Annotated in this window: 16 protein-coding genes; 15 read left to right on the forward strand and 1 reads right to left on the reverse strand. The window is 71.0% G+C overall.

Going from position 1 to position 19792, the window contains the following annotated elements; translation table 11 throughout:
* Positions 1-94: 94 nt before the first annotated feature.
* From casA to OG875_RS22305, 8 genes are all read left to right on the forward strand, one after another.
* The gene (casA, locus tag OG875_RS22270; protein ID WP_330175984.1) at positions 95-1726 is read left to right on the forward strand and encodes a type I-E CRISPR-associated protein Cse1/CasA; all 1632 of its coding nucleotides are present in this window, start codon (positions 95-97) and stop codon (positions 1724-1726) included.
* 236 nt (positions 1727-1962) lie between these two features.
* Positions 1963-2694: a type I-E CRISPR-associated protein Cse2/CasB gene (gene casB, locus OG875_RS22275; protein ID WP_330175985.1), complete on the forward strand. Its 732-nt coding sequence runs from the start codon at positions 1963-1965 to the stop codon at positions 2692-2694.
* A 168-nt stretch (positions 2695-2862) separates the two neighbouring features.
* A complete protein-coding gene (cas7e, locus tag OG875_RS22280) occupies positions 2863-4083 on the forward strand; it encodes a type I-E CRISPR-associated protein Cas7/Cse4/CasC (RefSeq protein WP_330175986.1) in 1221 nt (406 codons plus the stop codon).
* A complete protein-coding gene (cas5e, locus tag OG875_RS22285; protein ID WP_330175987.1) occupies positions 4080-4925 on the forward strand; it encodes a type I-E CRISPR-associated protein Cas5/CasD in 846 nt (281 codons plus the stop codon). Before cas7e ends, cas5e begins: the two co-directional genes overlap by 4 nt.
* The gene (locus OG875_RS22290) at positions 4922-5719 is read left to right on the forward strand and encodes a type I-E CRISPR-associated protein Cas6/Cse3/CasE (RefSeq protein WP_330175988.1); all 798 of its coding nucleotides are present in this window, start codon (positions 4922-4924) and stop codon (positions 5717-5719) included. Before cas5e ends, OG875_RS22290 begins: the two co-directional genes overlap by 4 nt.
* Before the next feature lie 8 nt (positions 5720-5727).
* Positions 5728-6741, forward strand: coding sequence for a type I-E CRISPR-associated endonuclease Cas1e (gene cas1e / locus OG875_RS22295; RefSeq protein WP_330175989.1), 1014 nt, complete (start codon positions 5728-5730; stop codon positions 6739-6741).
* 36 nt (positions 6742-6777) lie between these two features.
* Positions 6778-7119, forward strand: coding sequence for a type I-E CRISPR-associated endoribonuclease Cas2e (cas2e, locus tag OG875_RS22300; protein WP_330175990.1), 342 nt, complete (start codon positions 6778-6780; stop codon positions 7117-7119).
* A 563-nt stretch (positions 7120-7682) separates the two neighbouring features.
* The gene (locus tag OG875_RS22305; protein ID WP_443079171.1) at positions 7683-8045 is read left to right on the forward strand and encodes a nuclear transport factor 2 family protein; all 363 of its coding nucleotides are present in this window, start codon (positions 7683-7685) and stop codon (positions 8043-8045) included.
* A gap of 24 nt (positions 8046-8069) precedes the next feature.
* On the opposite strand, the gene OG875_RS22310 is transcribed toward OG875_RS22305, so the two are convergent.
* Positions 8070-8879, reverse strand: a complete 810-nt coding sequence (locus tag OG875_RS22310) for a helix-turn-helix domain-containing protein (protein ID WP_330175992.1) — start codon at positions 8877-8879, stop codon at positions 8070-8072.
* Positions 8880-9080: 201 nt separating this feature from the next.
* Here OG875_RS22310 and OG875_RS22315 point away from each other — a divergent pair, with 201 nt between their 5' ends.
* The 7 genes from OG875_RS22315 (at position 9081) to OG875_RS22345 (ending at position 19518) form a co-directional block, all read left to right on the forward strand.
* Positions 9081-9611, forward strand: a complete 531-nt coding sequence (locus OG875_RS22315; RefSeq protein ID WP_443079172.1) for a molybdopterin-dependent oxidoreductase — start codon at positions 9081-9083, stop codon at positions 9609-9611.
* 101 nt (positions 9612-9712) lie between these two features.
* Entirely contained in the window at positions 9713-10111 is a 399-nt protein-coding gene (locus OG875_RS22320; protein ID WP_330175994.1) for a TOBE domain-containing protein, read from the forward strand.
* Between the two features lie 181 nt (positions 10112-10292).
* Positions 10293-11102, forward strand: a complete 810-nt coding sequence (gene modA / locus OG875_RS22325; RefSeq protein ID WP_330175995.1) for a molybdate ABC transporter substrate-binding protein — start codon at positions 10293-10295, stop codon at positions 11100-11102.
* 252 nt (positions 11103-11354) lie between these two features.
* Positions 11355-13301 (forward strand): ABC transporter permease, encoded by a 1947-nt coding sequence (locus tag OG875_RS22330; protein ID WP_330175996.1) that lies wholly within the window; start codon positions 11355-11357, stop codon positions 13299-13301.
* A gap of 120 nt (positions 13302-13421) precedes the next feature.
* Entirely contained in the window at positions 13422-14258 is an 837-nt protein-coding gene (locus OG875_RS22335; RefSeq protein WP_330175997.1) for a hypothetical protein, read from the forward strand.
* A gap of 560 nt (positions 14259-14818) precedes the next feature.
* A complete protein-coding gene (locus tag OG875_RS22340) occupies positions 14819-17311 on the forward strand; it encodes a PQQ-dependent sugar dehydrogenase (protein WP_330175998.1) in 2493 nt (830 codons plus the stop codon).
* Positions 17311-19518 (forward strand): ThuA domain-containing protein, encoded by a 2208-nt coding sequence (locus OG875_RS22345; protein ID WP_330175999.1) that lies wholly within the window; start codon positions 17311-17313, stop codon positions 19516-19518. Before OG875_RS22340 ends, OG875_RS22345 begins: the two co-directional genes overlap by 1 nt.
* The last annotated feature ends 274 nt before the right edge of the window (positions 19519-19792 follow it).

Below are 19792 nucleotides of genomic sequence, written 5' to 3' on the forward strand. Positions count from 1 at the left end.
GTCCACCTCCGCCACCGCGGAGACGCCTTCGACACGACGCGACGGCTCTGTCGAAACACATACCGTTCGACGTGACAACCGGAGTGACCAGCTCGTGTCTACCGAACCGCCCACCGTAGAGGTGGAGCAACTCCATCCCTGCGACCTCCAACTCTACGACCTTGGTACCGAACCGTGGGCCCCCGTCTCGATGCTCCCCGCGGCCGACGGGTCGGCCGGCTCCCGCAGTCTCGGCTTCCTGGGCCTGTTTCTCGACGCCCACCGGATCGGCGGGCTCGCCGTCGCGTTGCCACCTGCCGCATCCGGATTGATGCGAGTGTTGTACGCCCTCGCCGCGCGGATCACCGGTCTCCACGAGGCGAAGAACCAGGGGGAGTGGAGCGATCGCAGATATGAACTCCTCGAAGAAGACGGGCAGTTCGATGCGGACGCGGTGAATGAGTACTTCAGTCGCTTCGCGAAACGATTCCGTCTCTTCGACACCGAGCGTCCGTGGATGCAGGACCCCAGGCTGACCGAGGAGTGTCCGACCGGTTCGGGCGTCAACAAGTTGGTAATGGCACGACCGGCGGGCAACAACCAGGTGTTCTTCGGGCACTTCACCGACGATGAGCAGGTGTCGCTGACGCCGGCCGACGCCGTGTTGCATCTGCTGGCGCAGCTCTACTACGGGCCTTCGGGTCAGTGCACGCCGCGGACCGTGGCGGGACAGCGGTTCGGAAACGCCTATGCCGGTCCGTTGCGCAAGGTGCTTTCCTACCATCCGTTGGGACGCTCGCTCTTCGAGACGCTGCTGCTGGGCCTTCCGTACCCGAACAGATGGCCCCGCGACAGGAACCGCGAGCCCGACCGCTGTCCCTGGGAGCGCGACGAACTGCCCGATCCGCTCGCCGTGCCGACCGCGCCGACGGGGCCACTGGGGGCGCTCACCGAGCAGTACCGGCACGCGGTCCTCCTTACTCGCGGCCCCGGGGGAGGGAGCGTGGTGGACGCGCACATCACCTGGGCACTGCGCGTCAACCGACCGCCGCACGAAGACCCGTACCTGCTGTGGGACGAGGGCAGAGACCTGCTCAAACGGCCCCGGGAGGCGGACGCGGACCGCGCTTTGTGGCGGGACCTGGACGCGCTGGTGACCGAGACCCGCACGGACTCCGGGCATCGGCCCTCCGCACTGAGCGACCTGAACTGCGAGTTGCCGCCAGAGGTCGAGGACGCCCTGCGGGTGCAGTCCCTCGGTTTCGACCAGGACGGCCAGACCCGCGACCGTACGTACTTCACCGGTTCCACCCCGCCGCTGTTCGCACTGCTCCGGGACTCGGACAACCCGGCGGACAGAGCCCTCAAGCTGGGCCTCAGGGAAGGGCGCGATGCGGCGGAGAAGGCGGCGAGCCGGCTGGAATACGCGTTGCAGACGGCGTGGCGCGCCTACACCACCCCGTTCGAGAACGATCGTCCCGGCGGGACCGCCAAGGAGCGGCGCAAGCGCGGCGGACCGTGGCCCGCACGTGCACTGGCCGCCTACTGGCCGGCCGCCGAGCAGCGCTTCTGGGAGTCGCTCCATGCCCGGGACTTCGCGGGGAGTTCCAGAGCGTTCGGGCAGCTCGCGCTGCGTGAGTACGACACGGTGACGCTCCAGATCGCCGCTACCCCTCGGGGGGCAAAAGCCCGCGAGAAAGCACGCGGACTGGTGTCCGTTCTGCTGAGTGTCCCCGACCGTCCCTGAGTTGTGCGTTCCGTGCTCGGTGCGGTCCGCGGATTCGTGCGCGCGGCAGGCATGGCTGGCCACGCGACTTCCCCACGACCGAGGCCGAGAGACATGACGGAAGCGGAGAGTACCGCCGGGCACGTAGACGCCGGACCACCTTCGACGAGCCCAGCAGCACCCCGACCACCACACCAACGGCGGAATCGATGAGCGCGACAACCCACGGACAAGAACAGCAACCCCAGCCAAGGGACTTGGATCTGCTCAGATACGACGAGTACGCGGAGCGGGTGCGCAAACTGTGCCGGGAGGCGCCGGGGAAACAGTCCGCGTTACGAGCCGGACTGGGCAAGCCGGTCACCGAAGTTCCCGCCCGGATGCACGCTGCGCTGTTGCGGCCCGGACTTATCCGGGAGGACCCCGAGGGCCGGGGCTACGTGGACAAGGAGCGTGCGTACTACGCGATCGCCGCGCTCATCGCCGCCCGCCCACGGTCCCAGCGGCTGTCCGAGACTTCTGACACCGACACGGCGGACACCGGAACGCGGGAACATCCGACGGGCGAGGATGTTCCCGCGGCGGTCGCCGCGGACGGCGACAGCGCCGATACCCGGCCAGCCTCGGACACTTCTCGCGCGGACGGGAGCGCGACGGCGTTCCGGCCGCGTGGCACCAGCCTGGGCGAGAGCTTCGCGATCGCCGTCGGCCGCCGCAGCCCCGACCAGCTCAATTCAGGCGCCGCCGAGTCACGGCTGCACCTGCTCGTGCGCCAGGACCTCGACGGCGTTCACCGGACGCTGCCCAGCGTGGTCCGCTGGCTGGGCTCCTCCGGCGTCGGCCCGGACTACGCCTGTCTGCTGCGGGACCTCACCGTGTGGCGTTATGAACGCGACGCAGTGGCGACCCGCTGGCTCCAGGCGTTCTATCGGTCGCTGCGCCGGCAGGAGACGGCGGCCGGGGAACGGCCGTCCTCACCCGACTCCTGACACCCGACGTCCGTTCCACGACCCCGGCCTTGGTCCTGTCGTGGGACGCGACGAGGCCGCTGACAGTCGGCCCCTGCTTTTTCCCCGCTTGCGGGCCCGTCACCTCATTCACCCGTGCCTGCCCCGTGCCCGTCCTTCTTTCCCACGCCCATCAGAGAGATTTCCGTGATGCCCATCGCACCCGCCGTCACATCGGCGCCCCGCTTCCTGGACCTGCACGTCGTCCAGACCCTCCCGTACAACAACGTCAACCGAGATGATCTTGGTTCTCCAAAGTCCCTGACGTTCGGCGGTACCACTCGTACGCGTGTGTCCAGCCAGGCGTGGAAGCGTCCGGTGCGCCTGGCGGTGGAGGAGGCCATCGGGGAGAAGGCACTGCGTACCCGTCGGCTTCCCGAGCAAGTCTTCCGGGAGCTGGTAAGCCGGGGCTGGCCGGAGGATCTGGCCGCTCTGGCGGGTGCGCAGGTGATCCGCTCGGCCGAGACCAAGCTCGCCCTGGAGAAGGGCGACCGCACCACGGCGTCCCTCCTGTTCCTGCCCGACAGTGCCGCGTCCGCTCTCGCGGACATCGCCGAGGAGCACCGGCAGGCGCTGGCCAAGGCCCTGGGCAAGGCCGCCGCCACCAAACCGTTGCTGCCCAAGGACGCCGTCCACGACGTCCTGCGTTCCCGCAACGGGTCCATCGCCCTGTTCGGGCGGATGCTCGCGGAGATTCCCCAGGCAGGTGTCGACGGCGCGGTACAGGTGGCGCACGCCTTCACCACGCACGCCACCTCCGTACAGACGGACTTCTTCACCGCCGTGGACGACGTCAACCAGTGGGCGGAGGACGCGGGCAGCGCCCATATGAACACCGGCGAGTTCAGCACCGGTGTTTTCTACCGCTACGCCACCCTCGACCTGCGTGATCTCGCGTCGAACGTGGCCTCCCTGAAAGGCCCGCAGGACCGCCCCACCACACCGCTGGCCCCGTCCGACAACGCGTACCTCCGGGACGTGGGCACCCTGCGCGACCTCACCACCGCCTTCGCCACCGCGTTCCTCGGCACCGTGCCCGGTGCGAAGAAGACCTCCACCGCCCCGCACACCCACCCGGACCTGGTCCATGTCGCGGTGCGGCCCGACCGGCCGCTCTCCCTGGCCGCCGCGTTCGAGGAGCCCGTACGGGCCAGGGAGCACGGCTGGGGACTGCCGTCCCGACTGGCCTTGAGCGAGTACGCCGCCCGCATCAACCGGCTGTTGGGCACCGAGGAACTTCCGTACGCCGCCCACGCCGGCCTGGACGAGAAGCATCTGCCGGGGCTCGGCACCATGGCCGCCTCCTATCCCGAACTGATCGCCGGCGCGGTCGATATCGCCTACCCCACCGCCAAGGCGGCCGGCGCGTGACCGGGTTCCTCCTCCACCTCTCCGCGCCTATGCAGTCCTGGGGTGAGCACAGCGCCTTCACCCATCGGGACACCGCCACCCACCCGACCCGCTCCGGACTGATCGGCCTGCTCGCCTCCGCCCTCGGCATTCCCCGGGCCCAGGCTGTCGCCGACGGGCAAGACCGCACGACATTGTTCGCCCGGTTGACCGAGGTTCGGTTCACCGTACGGGTGGACCGCCCAGGCACCGTCATGAGCGACTTCCACACGGTTGGGGGCGGCTACCCCCACCACCGGACCGTACCCACCGCGAAGGGCGCCCGGCGCGGCGTGGACGCGGCAACCATCGTCTCCACCCGCCACTACCTCTCCGACGCCGCTTTCACCGTCGCGGCCGACTTCACCGACGCAGACCTCGCCCGGCTCTGCTCCGACGCCGTGGCCGCGCCGTGCCGGCCGCTCCACCTGGGTCGCCGCTCCTGCCCGCCGGGCGCCCTGCTGCTGCTCGGCACCGGTTTTGACGACCCGGCCGCCGAGTTGAGCCGCTTTCCGCTGGCACGACGTGCCCCCCGCATTCCGCCGCTGTCCGGCACGGTCGACGTCCGCTTCATCAGCGATCAGCCCCTCCCTGACCGTATGGATCCCGCGGATCCCGCGTGCCCGCAGGGCCCTCCGGCGCCGGTCACCGTGACCATGCTCAACGACGAACCGGTTCGCCTCACCGCCCGCGACCGCGTCCACCGCGCACGCCCCGCGTACAGCACCACCCGGCCCTTGCCCGTGACCCTCTGCTCCGGATACGGCATCGCCTACCTCAACGCCATCGCCGACCATCTGCACCCGCAAGGAGCCACGTCGTGAACTCCACCGACACCGATCCCACGACGGAGAGCGCCGCGACAGCCACCGCCGGTCCGGCGACCGGACAAGCCTGGCTGACCCGACTACTCCTCAACCCCCGCAGCCGCGCCGTCCAGCGCGACCTGCGCAACATCACCGACCTGCACCGCACCGTCATGAACCTCGTCCCGGACGACCTCGGCGATACTCCCCGGGCCCGGGCCGGACTCCTCTTCCGGCTGGAGACCGACGGAACGGGCGACCCGGTCCTCCTGGTCCAGACCCGCACACCCCCCTCGACCGGCCGGCTCCCCCACGGCTACGCCCGCGTCGAGAGTCGCCCCATGGACACGCTGCTCGCCGCGCTGCGCCCGAGCCTGCTCCTCCGCTACCGGCTCGCCGCCAACGCGGTACGCCGCTGCGGCCCCAACAGCACCGCCGGCCGCTGGAAACAGGCCATCCCGCTGCACGGACCGGAAGCCGACCAGTGGTGGATCGACCGGGCGACCGCCTCCGGCCTCGCCCCGCACACCCTGGTGTCCAGGTCCACCGACACCGCCACCACCTGGCACGCCACCAACCCGAAAACGGTGCTCCCGGCACCCGCCCCACCGACGACTACCGACCCGAAATCCGTCGCCGGTGCCACCCCGCGTGCCAACCGCCGCATCGACCGAGCGGTCACCCTCTTCGAAGGCACCGCCCAGGTGACCGACCCCGCCGCCCTGCGCTCCGCACTTCTGAACGGCATCGGACGCAGCAAGTCCTACGGCTGCGGCCTGCTCAGCCTCGCGCCCGCCCACCCAGGAGCCTGACACCCGCCATGGCTGCCAACCGCCGCCCCCACACGCAGAGTTCCGCCCGCCGCCGCGTCGCCTCACCCACCCTGGCGATGCTGCCCCGGGTCGGTGACTCGCTCTCCTTCCTCTACGCCGACATCGTCCGTATCGTCCAGGACGACACCGGCGTCTGCGCCGAAACCACCGGCGAAGACGGCGACATCACCCGCGTCCACCTGCCCACCGCGTCACTGAGCTGCGTGTTGCTGGGCCCGGGCACCTCCATCACCCAGCCCGCGCTCGCCACCTTCGCCCGCCACGGCACCACCGTGGTCTGCACCGGCTCCGGCGGTGTCCGCTGCTACTCCGGCACGGTCCCCGCCTCCCTCACCACCCGCTGGCTCGAACGCCAGGTCCACCAGTGGACCGATCCCGACCGCAGACTCGCGGTCGCACGCCAGATGTACACGTCCCGCTTCCAGATCGGCGTCCCCGCGGCCACCACCCTGGAGCAGTTACGCGGCATGGAGGGCCAGCGCATGAAAGCGCTGTACAAACTCCTCGCCCAGCAGCACCGCATCGGCCGCTTCCGGCGCTCCTACGAACCCGACTCCTGGGACACCCAGGACCCCGTCAACCTCGCCCTGTCCTCCGCCAGTTCGTGCCTGTACGGAATCGTGCACTCGGCCCTGGTCGCTCTCGGCTGCTCGCCGGCCCTCGGCTTCGTCCACCAAGGGACCCAACTCGCCTTCGTCTACGACATCGCCGACCTCTACAAAGCCGAACTCACCGTCCCCCTCGCCTTCTCCCTCCACGATTCCCCCAACCCCGAAGCAGCCGCCCGCCGCAGCTTTCGGGAACAGCTCCGCCTCTTCAAACTTCTCCCTCGCATCGTCACCGACGTCCAGACACTCCTCGCCCCCGGCGAAACGGAACACGTCGCCGATGGGCACACCGACGGCGAAGCCGTGGAGATGGTCAACCTCTGGGACCCGAAATCCGGCTCGGTACCGGCGGGCGTCAACTACGCCCCGCAGGAGGCCCCCGATGTTCCGTAACCCCGCCGGACACCTCACCGAACCCCCGGGGCTTCCATGCCGACGATGACCGTCCTCGCCACCACCGCTGTCCCCGATCACGTACGCGGCGCCCTCACCCGCTGGATGATCGAACCCACTCCCGGCCTCTACGTCGGGACGCTCTCCGCCCGCGTCCGCAACGAACTGTGGGCCGTCGTCGCCGCATCCATCGGGCCCGGCGCCGCCGTCCTCCTCCATCCCGAAGCCAACGAACAGGGCTTCACCCTGCACACCGCCGGCGACCGCCGCCGCATTCCTTTCGACTTCGACGGTCTCGCGCTCATCGCCTTCCGCCCTCAAGACGAACAGACCACGGACCCGGAGGAGCCCGAACCCACGGTCCCAGCAGCCGGTTGATCAGATACTGGCTGTAGTCGAGTGGCCCGGCAGTTCTCGCCGTCCCCGGCGTCGCGCACCATCACGTGTCGGTGAAGGTGCGACCAGGGACTCCGGGCGGTTGCGGATCGGTCGATGGAGATGCCGCCTTCAGACACGGTGTACGGACTTCAGGATCTCCGAGTGGCCGCCTCCAGCAGCGCTCGTCGCTGCGCCGGCTCTCCTGCGACCCGTCGGCGCGTGGCGCCACGGGGCTGCGCAACGTCGACGGTCGCATCTGCGGACGTGCGGGGGAGCCCGGTCATCGGGGACGGCACCGACCACGGCGACGCGCCGGGCCCGCCCGCGTCGGCCGGGACCTGGGCCATTGGGGCCCGGCCCGGTTGAAGTCCCCTCGCCGTGCGGTGACTTCGGACGTGCCGGACCCGCCATTACCTCAGCGGTAATCGACCGTCCGCCACGGCTGCGGCACGCTGCGGTACGCGGGCAGGACAGCGGCCCCCGTGGGGCCGGACGCCCTGCCCCGCAGGTCGGTCGTGCGCCGTTGGGTGCGTCGGTAGGGACGAGAGGACACTGTTGTGACCATGTACGAGGAAGCCGTCGAGCGCTACTTCGCCGCCTGGAACGCCGCCACCCCCGGGGAGGTGGCCAAGGCCGTCGCCGCCGCCTTCACCGAGGACGGCACCTTCACCGACCCGCTGGCCGATGTGGCGGGTCATGACGGGATCGTGGCGGCGATCACGGGTGCCCATCAGCAGTTCCCGGGCTTCAAGTTCACGCTCACCGGGACGCCCGACGGGCATCACAACCTGGTGCGCTTCACCTGGGACCTGGTCTCCACGGCCGACGGCTCGTCCCCCGCCGCCGGGTTCGACGTGATCACGCTCGCCGAGGACGGCCGCATCAGCGGCGTCGCGGGCTTCCTGGACCGTGTGCCCGGGGTCTGACGACTCCCCGGTTCGCTCGCCGGTTCACCGCAGGGCGTGCAGGGCGGCGGCCGTCTCCGGGTCGGCGGGGAGGAACGTCTCGACCGCCAGCTCGGAGACGGTCACATCCATCGGTGTGTTGAACGTGGTGGCCGTCGAGATGAACGAGAGCACCCGGCCGCCCACCTCGATACGGAGCGGAAGCGCGTACGGGTGGGCGGCCGGACCCTGGTCCTCCCCGTGTTCTCCGGTATCGGCCGGATAGCCGGACACCTCCTCGTACAGGCGGCGCAGCGCGTCCGACGAACGCAGTGCGACCTGCCGCTCCATCCGCTCCAGCAAGTGGGCCCGCCACTCGGGCAGATTGCGGATGCGCGGGGCCAGACCCTCCGGGTGCAGCGTCAGGCGCATCGCGTTCATGGGCGGCTCCAGCAGATGGGCGGCCACCCCGTCGAGCAGCGTCAGCACGCCCTTGTTGGCGGTCACCACGTCGTACGTCCCGTCCATCACCAGGGCGGGGTGCGGTTCGTACGCGGTCAGCAACCGCTCAAGTTCCGAGCGGAGTTGAGCCATCGCCGGAGAGGTCAGTGAGGTCTCCGGGTAGGTGGGGGCGTAACCGGCCGCCAGCAGCAGCGTGTTGCGGTCCCGCACGGGAATGTCGAGCCGCTCGGCCAGCCGCAGCACCATCGCCCTGCTCGGTACGGCCCTGCCCGTCTCGATGAAGCTGATGTGCCGGGCGGAACTGTCGGCTCTCAGGGCCAGTTCGAGCTGGGTGACCCGCCGCAGCGTGCGCCAGCCACGCAGGAGAGCTCCGACGCGGACGTCCTCGACGGTCCTGGTCGTGGCAGTCGTCATGACCAGGACGCTACCCGATCCGGACGCTCGGGCCCCGGCCGTGTCCGTCAACTCCCTGCATCAGCAGGGTGGTTGGCACCCGTACCGCAAAAGCGAGGAAAAGAAGCCGCCCACCTCGCACGTACGCGGTTCTGCGGGCCTTCCGGTGGGCATCACCCCTTCGCGGCCGTCGCGGCCGTGTCGCGCGGAGGGGGAGATCCGATGGGCCGACTCCGAACACCGCCCGGCGGTCCTCCGTCCGGTGGTCCTTTGCCCGGCGGTCTGCCACCCAGCGGTCCTCCGCCCGTACGGGCGGGGACCTTCGCCCTGCGTGGTGAGCTGGGGCGGCCCGCGACGCTGACCGTCGCAGATCTGCGCCGGGGCTGGCGGCAGCACCGTGCGGACGTGGTCTTCGACTGCGCGAACTCCGGACCGCGTCACCACACCTTCCAGGGGCCCCTGTTGCGCGAAGTCGTCACCGACGCGCGGCCGGAGTTCGACGTGCGGCGCCGCCGCGACCGCTCCCGTTTCCTGCTGTCGGTCACCGGCGGGGACGGGCATCACACGGTGCTGTCCTGGGGCGAGATCGACCCCGACTTCGGCGCGGTGCCCGCCCTGCTCGCCACCACGCTCGACGGCGCCCCACTGGACCTGATGGGCAGTCAGCTGGTGGTGCCGACCGACTGCTGCGGTGCCCGTTACATCAGCGCCGTCACCAGCGTCTGGGTCGGCACGTGTCACGTCCCCGTATGACCCGCCTGCGTCCTGGGGGTTCCTCCAAAACGACACGCATATGCCATGGATATTCAGCTCAAACCTTGCACATGCGAGGTCGACGGCCTATCTTTCCGCGCATGCAGTCCTACACAATCGGTCAGGCGGCACGCCTGCTCGGCGTCAGTGTCGACACCGCTCGCCGCTGGGCCGACGCCGGGCGGGTCGCCACCCATCGCGACGAGGGCGGGCGCCGGCTCGTCGACGGCCGGGACCTCGCCGCGTTCTCGATCGAGGTCGGCCAGAGCGGCAACGGCGCCGAGGAGGAGACCCCGTACAGCTCCGCCCGCAACGCCTTCCCGGGCATCGTCACCGCCGTCAAGCTCGGCGACGTCGCGGCCCAGGTGGAGATCCAGGCCGGCCCGCACCGGCTCGTCTCGCTCCTGACCAGGGAGGCCGTGGAGGAGCTGGGCCTTGAGGTCGGGATGCGGGCCACCGCCCGCGTGAAGTCGACCAGCGTGCACATCGACCGTGTCTGACCGGCCGCCGGCGTCGGACCCGCCGACCGCGTCCGACCCGCCGACCGTGTCCGACCTGGACCCGTCACGTACGACACGGGCCGGTCGCGTACGACCCGGTCGGCCCCCGTCAATCTGCCAGAGCCCCATCAGTCTTCCGGATCACGCTTTCGGATCCGGCATCCAGGGAGTTCTCACCCTTATGTCCTTCACCTTCAGCACCGCCGTCCGGCGCGCCGCCGCCACCGCACTGGCCGGGGCCCTGCTCGTCCCGCTCACCGCGTGCGGCGGCGGTGACAGCGACGGCGACGGCGCCAAGCCGACCGCGTCCCTGAGCGGCACCCCCAAGTCCAACCTGACCGTGCTCGCCGCGTCGTCGCTCACCGACGTCTTCGCCACGGCCGGTGCCGCGTACGAGAAGAAGAACCCCGGCACCAAGGTCACGTTCTCCTTCGCCGGCTCGCAGGAACTCGCCGCACAGGTCCAGCAGGGCGCCCCCGCCGACGCGCTGGTCACCGCCGACACCAAGACCATGGACGGCCTGAAGGGCGAGACCGGGACTCCCACCGTCATCGCCAAGAACCGGCTCGTCATCGCCACCGGCGAGGGCAACCCGGAGAAGATCGAGAACCTCAAGGACCTCGCCGACACCAAGCTGAAGGTCGTCCTCGCCGCGCCCGAGGTCCCGGTCGGCCGCTACAGCGAGCAGGTCCTCGACGCGCAGAAGATCAAGGTGAAGCCGGTCTCGGAGGAGCCCAACGTCCGCGCCGTCCTCAGCAAGGTCGAACTCGGCGAGGCGGACGCCGGGATCGTGTACGCGACGGACGCCGCCACCGCCACCGACAAGGTCGACGCGATCGAGATCCCCGACGCGCAGAACGCCGTCGCCGAATACCCGGCCGCCACCCTCACCTCGTCCCGCTACGGCGACGCGGCGGCGGCGTTCGTGGCCTGGCTCAGCACCCCCGAGGCGCAGAAGATCCTCCAGGACGCGGGCTTCCAGCAGCCGTAACACCCTCCCCGCGCGCGGGGAACGGCGTACCGGTGCGCAGGAGCATCGACGACGAGACGCACACCCTCCCCGCGCGCGGGGAACGCTGGTTCGGCCCGGCGGAGCACACCCGCCGGGCCGGACTGTCCGCCCGCGCGCGGGGAGAGATCATCCGGGGCGGACACCTCCGCCCCCACCCGCCGCCCCCACCCGCGCTCCCACCCGCGCTCCCACCCGCCGTCCCCGCGCCCGGCCCCCGTCCGCAGGAGCCCGATGATCCGCCGCCGTCCCACCCGCCGGGCCCCGGGCCGCACCCGTACCCCCGTCACGCTCGCCGTCCCCGCGCTGCTCGCCGTCGCGTTCCTGCTGCTGCCGCTCGTCGGGATCCTCGCCCGCACCTCCTGGGGCGAGGTCGGTACGCATCTGACCAGCCCCGCGACCGTGGAGGCACTGGAACTCTCCCTCCTCGTCTCCTTCTGGGCGCTCGCCCTCTCCCTGGTCCTCGGGGTGCCGCTCGCCTGGCTGCTGGCACGGGTCGACTTCCCCGGCAAGGCGTTCGTCCGGTCCCTGGTGCTGCTGCCGATGGTGCTGCCGCCCACGGTCGGCGGGGTCGCGCTGCTGCTCGCGTTCGGGCGGCGCGGACTGCTCGGACCCTGGATGGAGGACACGTTCGGCATCACCCTGCCGTTCCACACGTCGGGCGCGGTGGTGGCGGCCACCTTCGTCGCGATGCCGTTCCTCGTCATCAGCCTCGAAGGGGCGCTGGGCGGACTGCGCCCCCGTTACGAGGAGACCGCCGCCTCCCTCGGCGCCTCGCCGGTACGGGTGTTCGCCACCGTCACCCTGCCGATGGTCGCCCCCGGACTGGTCGCCGGGGCCGCGCTGACCTGGGCGCGGGCGCTCGGCGAGTTCGGTGCGACGATCACCTTCGCGGGCAATCTGCCCGGCACCACGCAGACGCTGCCACTCCAGGTGTATCTGCTGCTCCAGAGCTCACCGGAGGCGGCGACCTCGGTCTCCCTGCTGCTCCTGTTCATCGCCATGGCCGTGCTGATCGCGCTGCGCGGGCGCTGGACCGGCACCCCGCGCCCCGCCCCCGGGTCCGGGAAACCCGCCGTGCCGCCGAAGGACGACGAGAATCCGCCCGGGGAGGCGGCGGACACGCTCCCGCCCACCGCCCGCGAACTCTGCTCGCTGCACGCCGACGTCACCGGATTCACCCACCTCACGCTCGACGCCGAACCCGGCACCACCATCGCCGTCGTCGGCCCCAACGGCGCCGGCAAGACCACCCTCCTGCGTGCCCTCCTCGGACTGACCCCCCGCGCGCACGCCGCCCTGCGCCTCGGCGCCGTCGACGTCACCGCGCTCCCGCCGCACCGCCGGGGCGTCGCCTGGGTGCCCCAGGACGGCGCGCTCTTCCCGCACCTCAGCGCCCTGGGCAACACGGCGTACGGGCTCCGCGCCCAGGGCGTCGGCCGCGCCGAGGCCCGCCGCACCGCCCAACTCTGGCTCGACCGGCTCGGGGTGGGCGGGCTCGCCCACCGCAAGCCCGCCCAGGTCTCCGGCGGGCAGGCCCAACGCGTCGCACTGGCACGGGCGTTGGCGACCCGTCCCCGGCTGCTGCTGCTCGACGAACCACTGGCCGCGCTCGACCAGACGACCCGTGTCCGCGTACGGCACACCCTGCGCGGCCATCTCGAAGGCTTCGGCGGTGTCTGTCTGATGGTCACTCATGACCCGGTGGAGGCGGTGTCGTTGGCGGACCGCGTGCTGGTGCTGGACGAGGGCCGGGTCGTGCAGGACGCGCCGCCCGCCGAGGTCGCCCGCCATCCCCGCTCGCCGTGGGTGGCCCGGATGCTCGGCCGCAACGCCTGGCCCGGGACCGCGACCGCCGACGGGCTCGCCCTCACCGGCGGCGGCACGCTGATCGTCGCGGACCCGCTGCCGCCGGGCACCCGCGCGCTGGCGACCGTCGCGCCGGAGGCCGTGTCCGTGCACCGCGACCGGCCGGGCGGCAGCCCCCGTAACGTCTGGCCCGGCACCGTACGCGAGATCACCTCCAGCGGCGGCCGGCTCCGGGTGCTGATCACCTCGGAGCGGGCCCCGGACCTCGTCGCCGAGATCACCCCGGGCGCCGCCGCCGAACTCGGGCTCGCCGAGGGGGTACCGGTGTGGACGAGCGTGAAGGCGACGGAGGTGACGGTCGTGACTCTGTGACACGGTCCAGGCACCGTCGGGGCGCCGTCGGAGCGCCGTGGAGGCACTGCCGGACCGGCCCGTCGGCCGCCCGCGCACCCGGCGTAACCTGCGGACACATCCGTAAGACTCAGGAGCGCCATGTCCGCCGCAGCCGTACCGCCCCGCATCCTCTACGTCACCGACCTCGCCTACGAGGCCCGGGGCCGCCGCTACTGCGACGAGGACATCCTGGTCTCCGCCCGGCTGCGGCGGGACTTCACCGTCGCCCTGTGCCACCCGGCCGACGCCGCCCGCCTCATGGGCGACTTCGACGCGGTCGTCATACGCAACAGCGGACCGGTGATCCACTACCGGGAGCGCTACGACGCCTTCCGCGAGCGGGCGCTGGCCGACGGCGTACGCGTCTACAACCCGCTGCACGGGCGCGGCGACATGGCGGGCAAGCAGTATCTGGTGGAGTTGAGCGCGGCGGGACTGCCCGTCATCCCCACCGTGGACCGGGCCGAGGACCTCGGCCGGCTGCCGGACGCCGACGAGTACGTGATCAAGCCGAAGGACGGCGCGGACTCCATCGGCATGCGCCTGGTGCCGCGCGACCGGCTCGGCGAGGTGGCCGGCGGTCTGCGGGACATGCTCGTGCAGCCGCGGATCCCCTTCCTGTACGAGGTGTCCTTCTACTTCGTCGACCACGACTTCCAGTACGCGCTCCACGCGCCCGACCCGGACCGGCGGTGGGAGCTCGTGCCGTACGAGGCCAGGGCCGTGGATCTCGACTTCGCGCGGAAGTTCATCGACTGGAACACCCTCGACCACGGCATCCAGCGCGTCGACGCGTGCCGTGCGCCGGACGGTGAACTGCTGCTGGTGGAGCTGGAGGACCTGAATCCGTTCCTGTCGCTGGGGTTGCTGGACGAGACGACCCGTGACGCGTTCATCGCGCGCACGGTGGTCTCGCTGCGCGAACTGCTGAGCTGAGACGGGCGGGGCGGCCGGGGCGTCGGGCGAGGCGGCGGGGGCACCGGGCCGGGCGGGGCGGCGGGGCCGTGGGCCGGACCGGGGCGGACGGGTGGGCCCGGCCGGTCGGCCGTGCCTCACGCCCGCGTCGGCCGTAACCTCGGAGAATTTGTTCAGTAACACAACACTGTCCGAAAGGTGGGCAGTTGCCGGTGTCCGGGGCCGCAAGATCGTCTCGGCAACGGGGCAGGCCAAGGGCGGTCTACGCGGGGCACGTTCGGCCCCCCGCGCGCGCGTGGGCGGTCGCGGGGAGGGTCGAGATCTATTTTGACACGACCTTGACAAATTAATTCGGCGTTGCCAGCATGCAAATCGCCCGGCCCGTGGACACGGCGTCCGGGCGAACGCCCCCCATCCCCCCGCGTACGTCCCGCGTCACCCCGTACCCCTCTCCCACAGACCCCGTCTGTCCCGCGCACCCCACGTGCCATCACCAGCAACACCGCTATCCGTCCAGCAGCAAAGCGCGACGGCGCGCGCCTTGCCTGACACACCCCACCTCTGGTCAGGAAGGAACACCCATGTCCCGACGACGCCCACCCGCGTGGTCCAGAGTCTTCGCGGCGCTCGCCCTCGTCCTCTCGGCAGGCATCACCGCCGCCCCCGCCGCCGTCGCCCACCCCGGTCACCCCGAGCACGCGGCGGAGATCCCGGCATCGGACTATCAGCAGGTGCAACTCGCGCTCGGCGGTTCCGAGTTGGGCGAGGCCATGTCGCTGGCCGTGCTGCCCGACCGCTCGGTCGTCCACACGTCGCGCGACGGCACGCTCCGCGTCACGGACGCCGCCGGCAACACGAAGACGGCCGGCAAGCTCGACGTGTACACACACGACGAGGAAGGTCTCCAGGGAGTCGCGGCCGACCCGGACTTCTCGACCAACCGGTATCTGTACCTGTACTACTCGCCCGCGCTGGACACCCCGGCCGGTGACGCCCCGGTGACCGGCGGCGCGGCCGACTTCGAGGCGTGGAAGGGGCATCTCAACCTCTCGCGCTTCACGCTGAAGGCCGACAACACGCTCGATCTCGCGAGCGAGAAGGTCGTGCTGGAGGTTCCCAACGACCGTGGCCAGTGCTGCCACGTCGGCGGTGACATCGACTTCGACGCGCAGGGCAACCTGTACCTGACCACGGGCGACGACACGAACCCGTTCGAGTCGGCCGGTTACTCGCCGATCGACGAACGGGCCGACCGCAACCCGCAGTTCGACGCCCAGCGCTCCTCCGGCAACACCAACGACCTGCGCGGCAAGCTCCTGCGCATCAAGCCGACGGCCGACGGCGGTTACACCGTCCCGTCCGGCAACCTCTTCGCGCCGGGCACGGCCGGCGCACGTCCCGAGATCTACGGAATGGGCTTCCGCAACCCGTTCCGGATGTCCGTCGACAAGGCCACCGGCATCGTCTACCTCGGTGACTACGGTCCGGACTCCGGCGGCACCAGCGCGGACCGGGGCCCCAGCGGCCAGGTCGAGTTCAACCGTGTCACCGAGGCCGGGAACTTCGGCTGGCCGTACTGCACCGGCACCAACACCACGTCCGAGACCTACGGCGAATGGGCTTTCCCGGACGGCCCCTCCACCGGTAAGTACGACTGCGCGGCAGGGCCCACCAACAACTCCCTCCACAACACCGGCCTGGACACCCTTCCGCCGGCCAAGGCGGCCTGGATCAAGTACGGCGGCGACGCCGGCTCCCCGCCCGAGTTCGGCGGCGGCTCCGAGTCGCCCATGGGCGGTCCCGTCTACCGGTACGACGCCGGTCTCGACTCGAACGTGAAGTTCCCCGAGTCCCTGAACGGCCGCTTCTTCGCCGCCGAGTACGGCCGGAAGTGGATCAAGGCCATCGAGGTCAAGTCCGACGGTTCGCCCGGCGTCATCGAGGCGTTCCCGTGGACCGGCACGCAGGTCATGGACCAGGCGTTCGGCCCCGACGGCGCGCTGTACGTCCTCGACTACGGCACCGGATCCAACAACCAGGCCCTGTACCGCGTCGAGTATCTGGCCGGCAGCAACCGCAGCCCGGTCGCCAAGGCCGCCGCCGACAAGACGTCCGGCCCGACGCCGCTCGCGGTCTCCTTCTCCGCCGCGGGAAGCGCCGACCCCGAGGGCGGAGCGCTCACCTACGCCTGGGACTTCGGCGACGGCGCGACATCCACCGACGCGAACCCGAGCCACACCTACACCGAGGCCGGCACCTACCGGCCGACCCTCACCGTCACCGACCCCGAGGGCCTCACCGGCTCCGCCAGCCTCGTGGTGACCGCGGGCAACACCGCGCCCACCGTCACCCTGACCACACCGACCGACGGGGAACTGTTCTCCTGGGGCGACAGCGTGCCGTTCGAGGTGACCGTCAGCGACCCCGAGGACGGTGAGATCGACTGCGCCAAGGTCAAGGTGACGTATCTGCTCGGCCACGACGAGCACCGGCACCAGATCACCTCGAAGAACGGCTGCACCGGCACCATCGACGTCCCCGTCGACGGTGAGCACGACACCGCCGCCAACATCTACGGGGTCTTCGACGCCGAGTACACCGACGCGGGCGGTCTGACCTCGCACGGCGACAGCGTCCTCCAGCCCCGGCACCGGCAGGGCGAGCACTTCTCCGCCCAGAACGGCATCGAGGTCGCGGCCCACGGCAACGCCGAGGGCGGTGGCACGGTCGGCTTCACCGACAACGGCGACTGGGTCTCGTTCACGCCGTACGCGGTGGACAACGCGACCAGCGTCTCGGCGCGCGTCGCGTCCGGCGGCGTCGGCGGCACCCTCGAAGTACGGGCGGGCTCCGCGACCGGCACCCTGCTCGGCTCGCTGGACGTCGCGCCGACCGGCGGCTGGGAGAACTTCGTCGACGTGACGGCGGACATCTCCGACGCGCCCGCCGGAACCACCGAGTTGTTCCTCGTCTTCAAGGGCCCGACGGGCCAGGGCAATCTCTTCGATCTGGACGCCTTCACCTTCACCACCGGTGCGGCGGCCAAGACGGCCAAGTCCGGGGGAGCCGAGTGATGAGACATCAGATCGCCCGACGCATACGGCACATGTCGTGCGCGGTGACCGTCGCGCTCGGGGCGGCGCTCCTGGCGCCCACCGGAGCCTCGGCACAGGCGGCGCCCGAGGCCGCTCCGTACGAGGTACTCGTCTTCTCCAAGACAGCCGGATTCAGGCACGATTCGATCCCGGTCGGCATCCAGACCATCCAATCCCTGGGCGCGGCCGACGAGTTCACCGTCACCGCCACCGAGGACAGCGGCGCCTTCACCACGGCCAACCTCGCGAACTACGAGGCGGTGGTCTTCCTCAGCACCACGGGTGACGTGCTGAACGACGCGCAGCAGACAGCGCTGAAGTCGTACGTCGACGGGGGCGGCGGCTATGTCGGCGTGCACGCGGCGGCCGACACCGAGTACGACTGGCCGGAGTACGAGGGCCTGGTCGGCGCCCGGTTCAAGAGCCACCCCGCCATCCAGCAGGCCACCCTCGACAACGAGGACCGGTCCCACCCGGCCACCTCGCACCTGGACCCCAGCTGGTCCCGGACCGACGAGTGGTACAACTACCGCACCAACCCGCGCGGAAGCGTGCACGTCCTCCAGAGCCTGGACGAATCCACCTACAGCGGTGGTGAGATGGGCGACGACCACCCCATCACCTGGTGCGACGAGCAGGCCCAGGGCCGGTCGTTCTACACCGGGCTCGGCCACACCCAGGAGTCGTACGCCGACCCCGCCTTCCGGCAGGTGCTGCTCGGCGGCATCCAGTACGCGGCCGGCGCGGTCGACGCCGACTGCTCCCCGAACGGCGGCGGCGAGGACCCGGGCGAGCCGGGCCCGGGGCCGGCCGCCATTGAGGGCGAGGCGTACACCTCCGGTTCGGGCGTGGAACGCGCGAACCACGGCACGGCCAGCGGCGGCCAGACCCTCGGCCACATCGAGAACGGCGACTGGGCCGGATACGCCCAGGTCGACACCGCCGGGGCGACCACCTTCACCGCCGACGTCTCGTCGGCGGGCGCGGGCGGCACCGTCGAGATCCGCTCCGGCTCGGCCACCGGCACCCTGCTCGGCGCGGTCGACATCGCGCCGACCGGCGGCTGGGACACCTTCACCGAGGTCTCCACGACGCTGACCGCCACCGGGTCGGGCGCGCTGTTCCTCCGCTTCACCGGGGGAGCGGGCGCGCTGTTCGACATCGACCGCTTCACCCTGTCCGGCCAGACCGGGGAGCCCGCGGCGGACGGCTCCTCGAACGTGCACCTCTTCTACTACCCCTGGTACGGCAGCCCCGAGATCAACGGAAGCTGGCGGCACTGGCAGCAGGGCGGCCAGAACCCGCCCGAGGACATCGGCGCCGACCTCTACCCGTCGCTCGGCGCCTACGACTCCGGTGACTTCACCGGCGCCGTCGAACAGCACATGAAGTGGATCAAGCAGTCCGGTGCCAATGTGCTGGTCTACAGCTGGTGGGGCCAGGGCAGTTACGAGGACGGACTGGTCGACGGTGTGATGGACGCGGCCCAGCGCCACGGCATCAAGGTCGCCTGGCACCTGGAGCCGTACAGCGGTCGCAGCGGCGCCTCCACGGTGGACGACATCACCTACATCAACGAGCGGTACGGCGACCACCCGGCGTACTTCCGGGACGCGGCGCGCAACAACAGCAACGCGTTCTACGTCTTCCAGAGCCTCGACGTGGCCGACTGGTCGGCGCTGGACCAGGTGACCGACAGCAACATCGTCCTGGCCCAGACCACCGACACCTCGAAGATCGCGCACTTCAACGGCCTCTACACCTACGACGGCATCGCCGGCGCCACCGCGCCCGGCTGGAAGAACGCCGGGGACTACGCGCGGGCCAACGACCTGGTCTGGGCGCCGTCGGTGGCGCCCGGCTACCTCGACGACCGGGCCGTACCCGGCAACACCACGCCCACCGTGGCGCGGGACAACGGCGCCGCGTACGACAAGCAGTGGAACAACGCCCTGGACCCGGCCGTCGGCGGCTCGCCCACCTGGGTCTCCGTCACCTCGTTCAACGAGTGGCACGAGGGCAGCTCGATCGAACCGGCGTCGAGCAACCCGCCCGGCGGGCACGGCTACCAGACCTTCTCGGGCGCGTACGGGAAGACCGGGGCCGAGGCCGAGACGGCGTATCTCGACCGGACGCGGTACTGGGCGGACCGCTTCGAGACGGCCCGAGCGGCCCGGCTGCGGTGAGGGCCGAGCCCTTGATCGGGTGAGGGCCGGGCCCCTGTCCGGGTGAGGCTCCGGACCGGGTGAGGCGTCCGATTCGGGGCTCGACCTTCGGTCCGGGTGAGGGCCGACCCTCGGTCCGGATCTCGGAACAGCGGGTCCGGTACGGCGAACAGGCCGTACCGGACCCGCTGTTGTACCTGTGTCGGCGTGTCGGCCCGCCGGTGTACGTCGCGTCGGAGTGAGGCGCGCGTCGGCGTACGTCGCGTGGGCGCGGGGCGCGTGTCGGCCTACCTCG

This window comes from Streptomyces sp. NBC_01498, assembly GCF_036327775.1.
Taxonomy (GTDB): domain Bacteria; phylum Actinomycetota; class Actinomycetes; order Streptomycetales; family Streptomycetaceae; genus Streptomyces.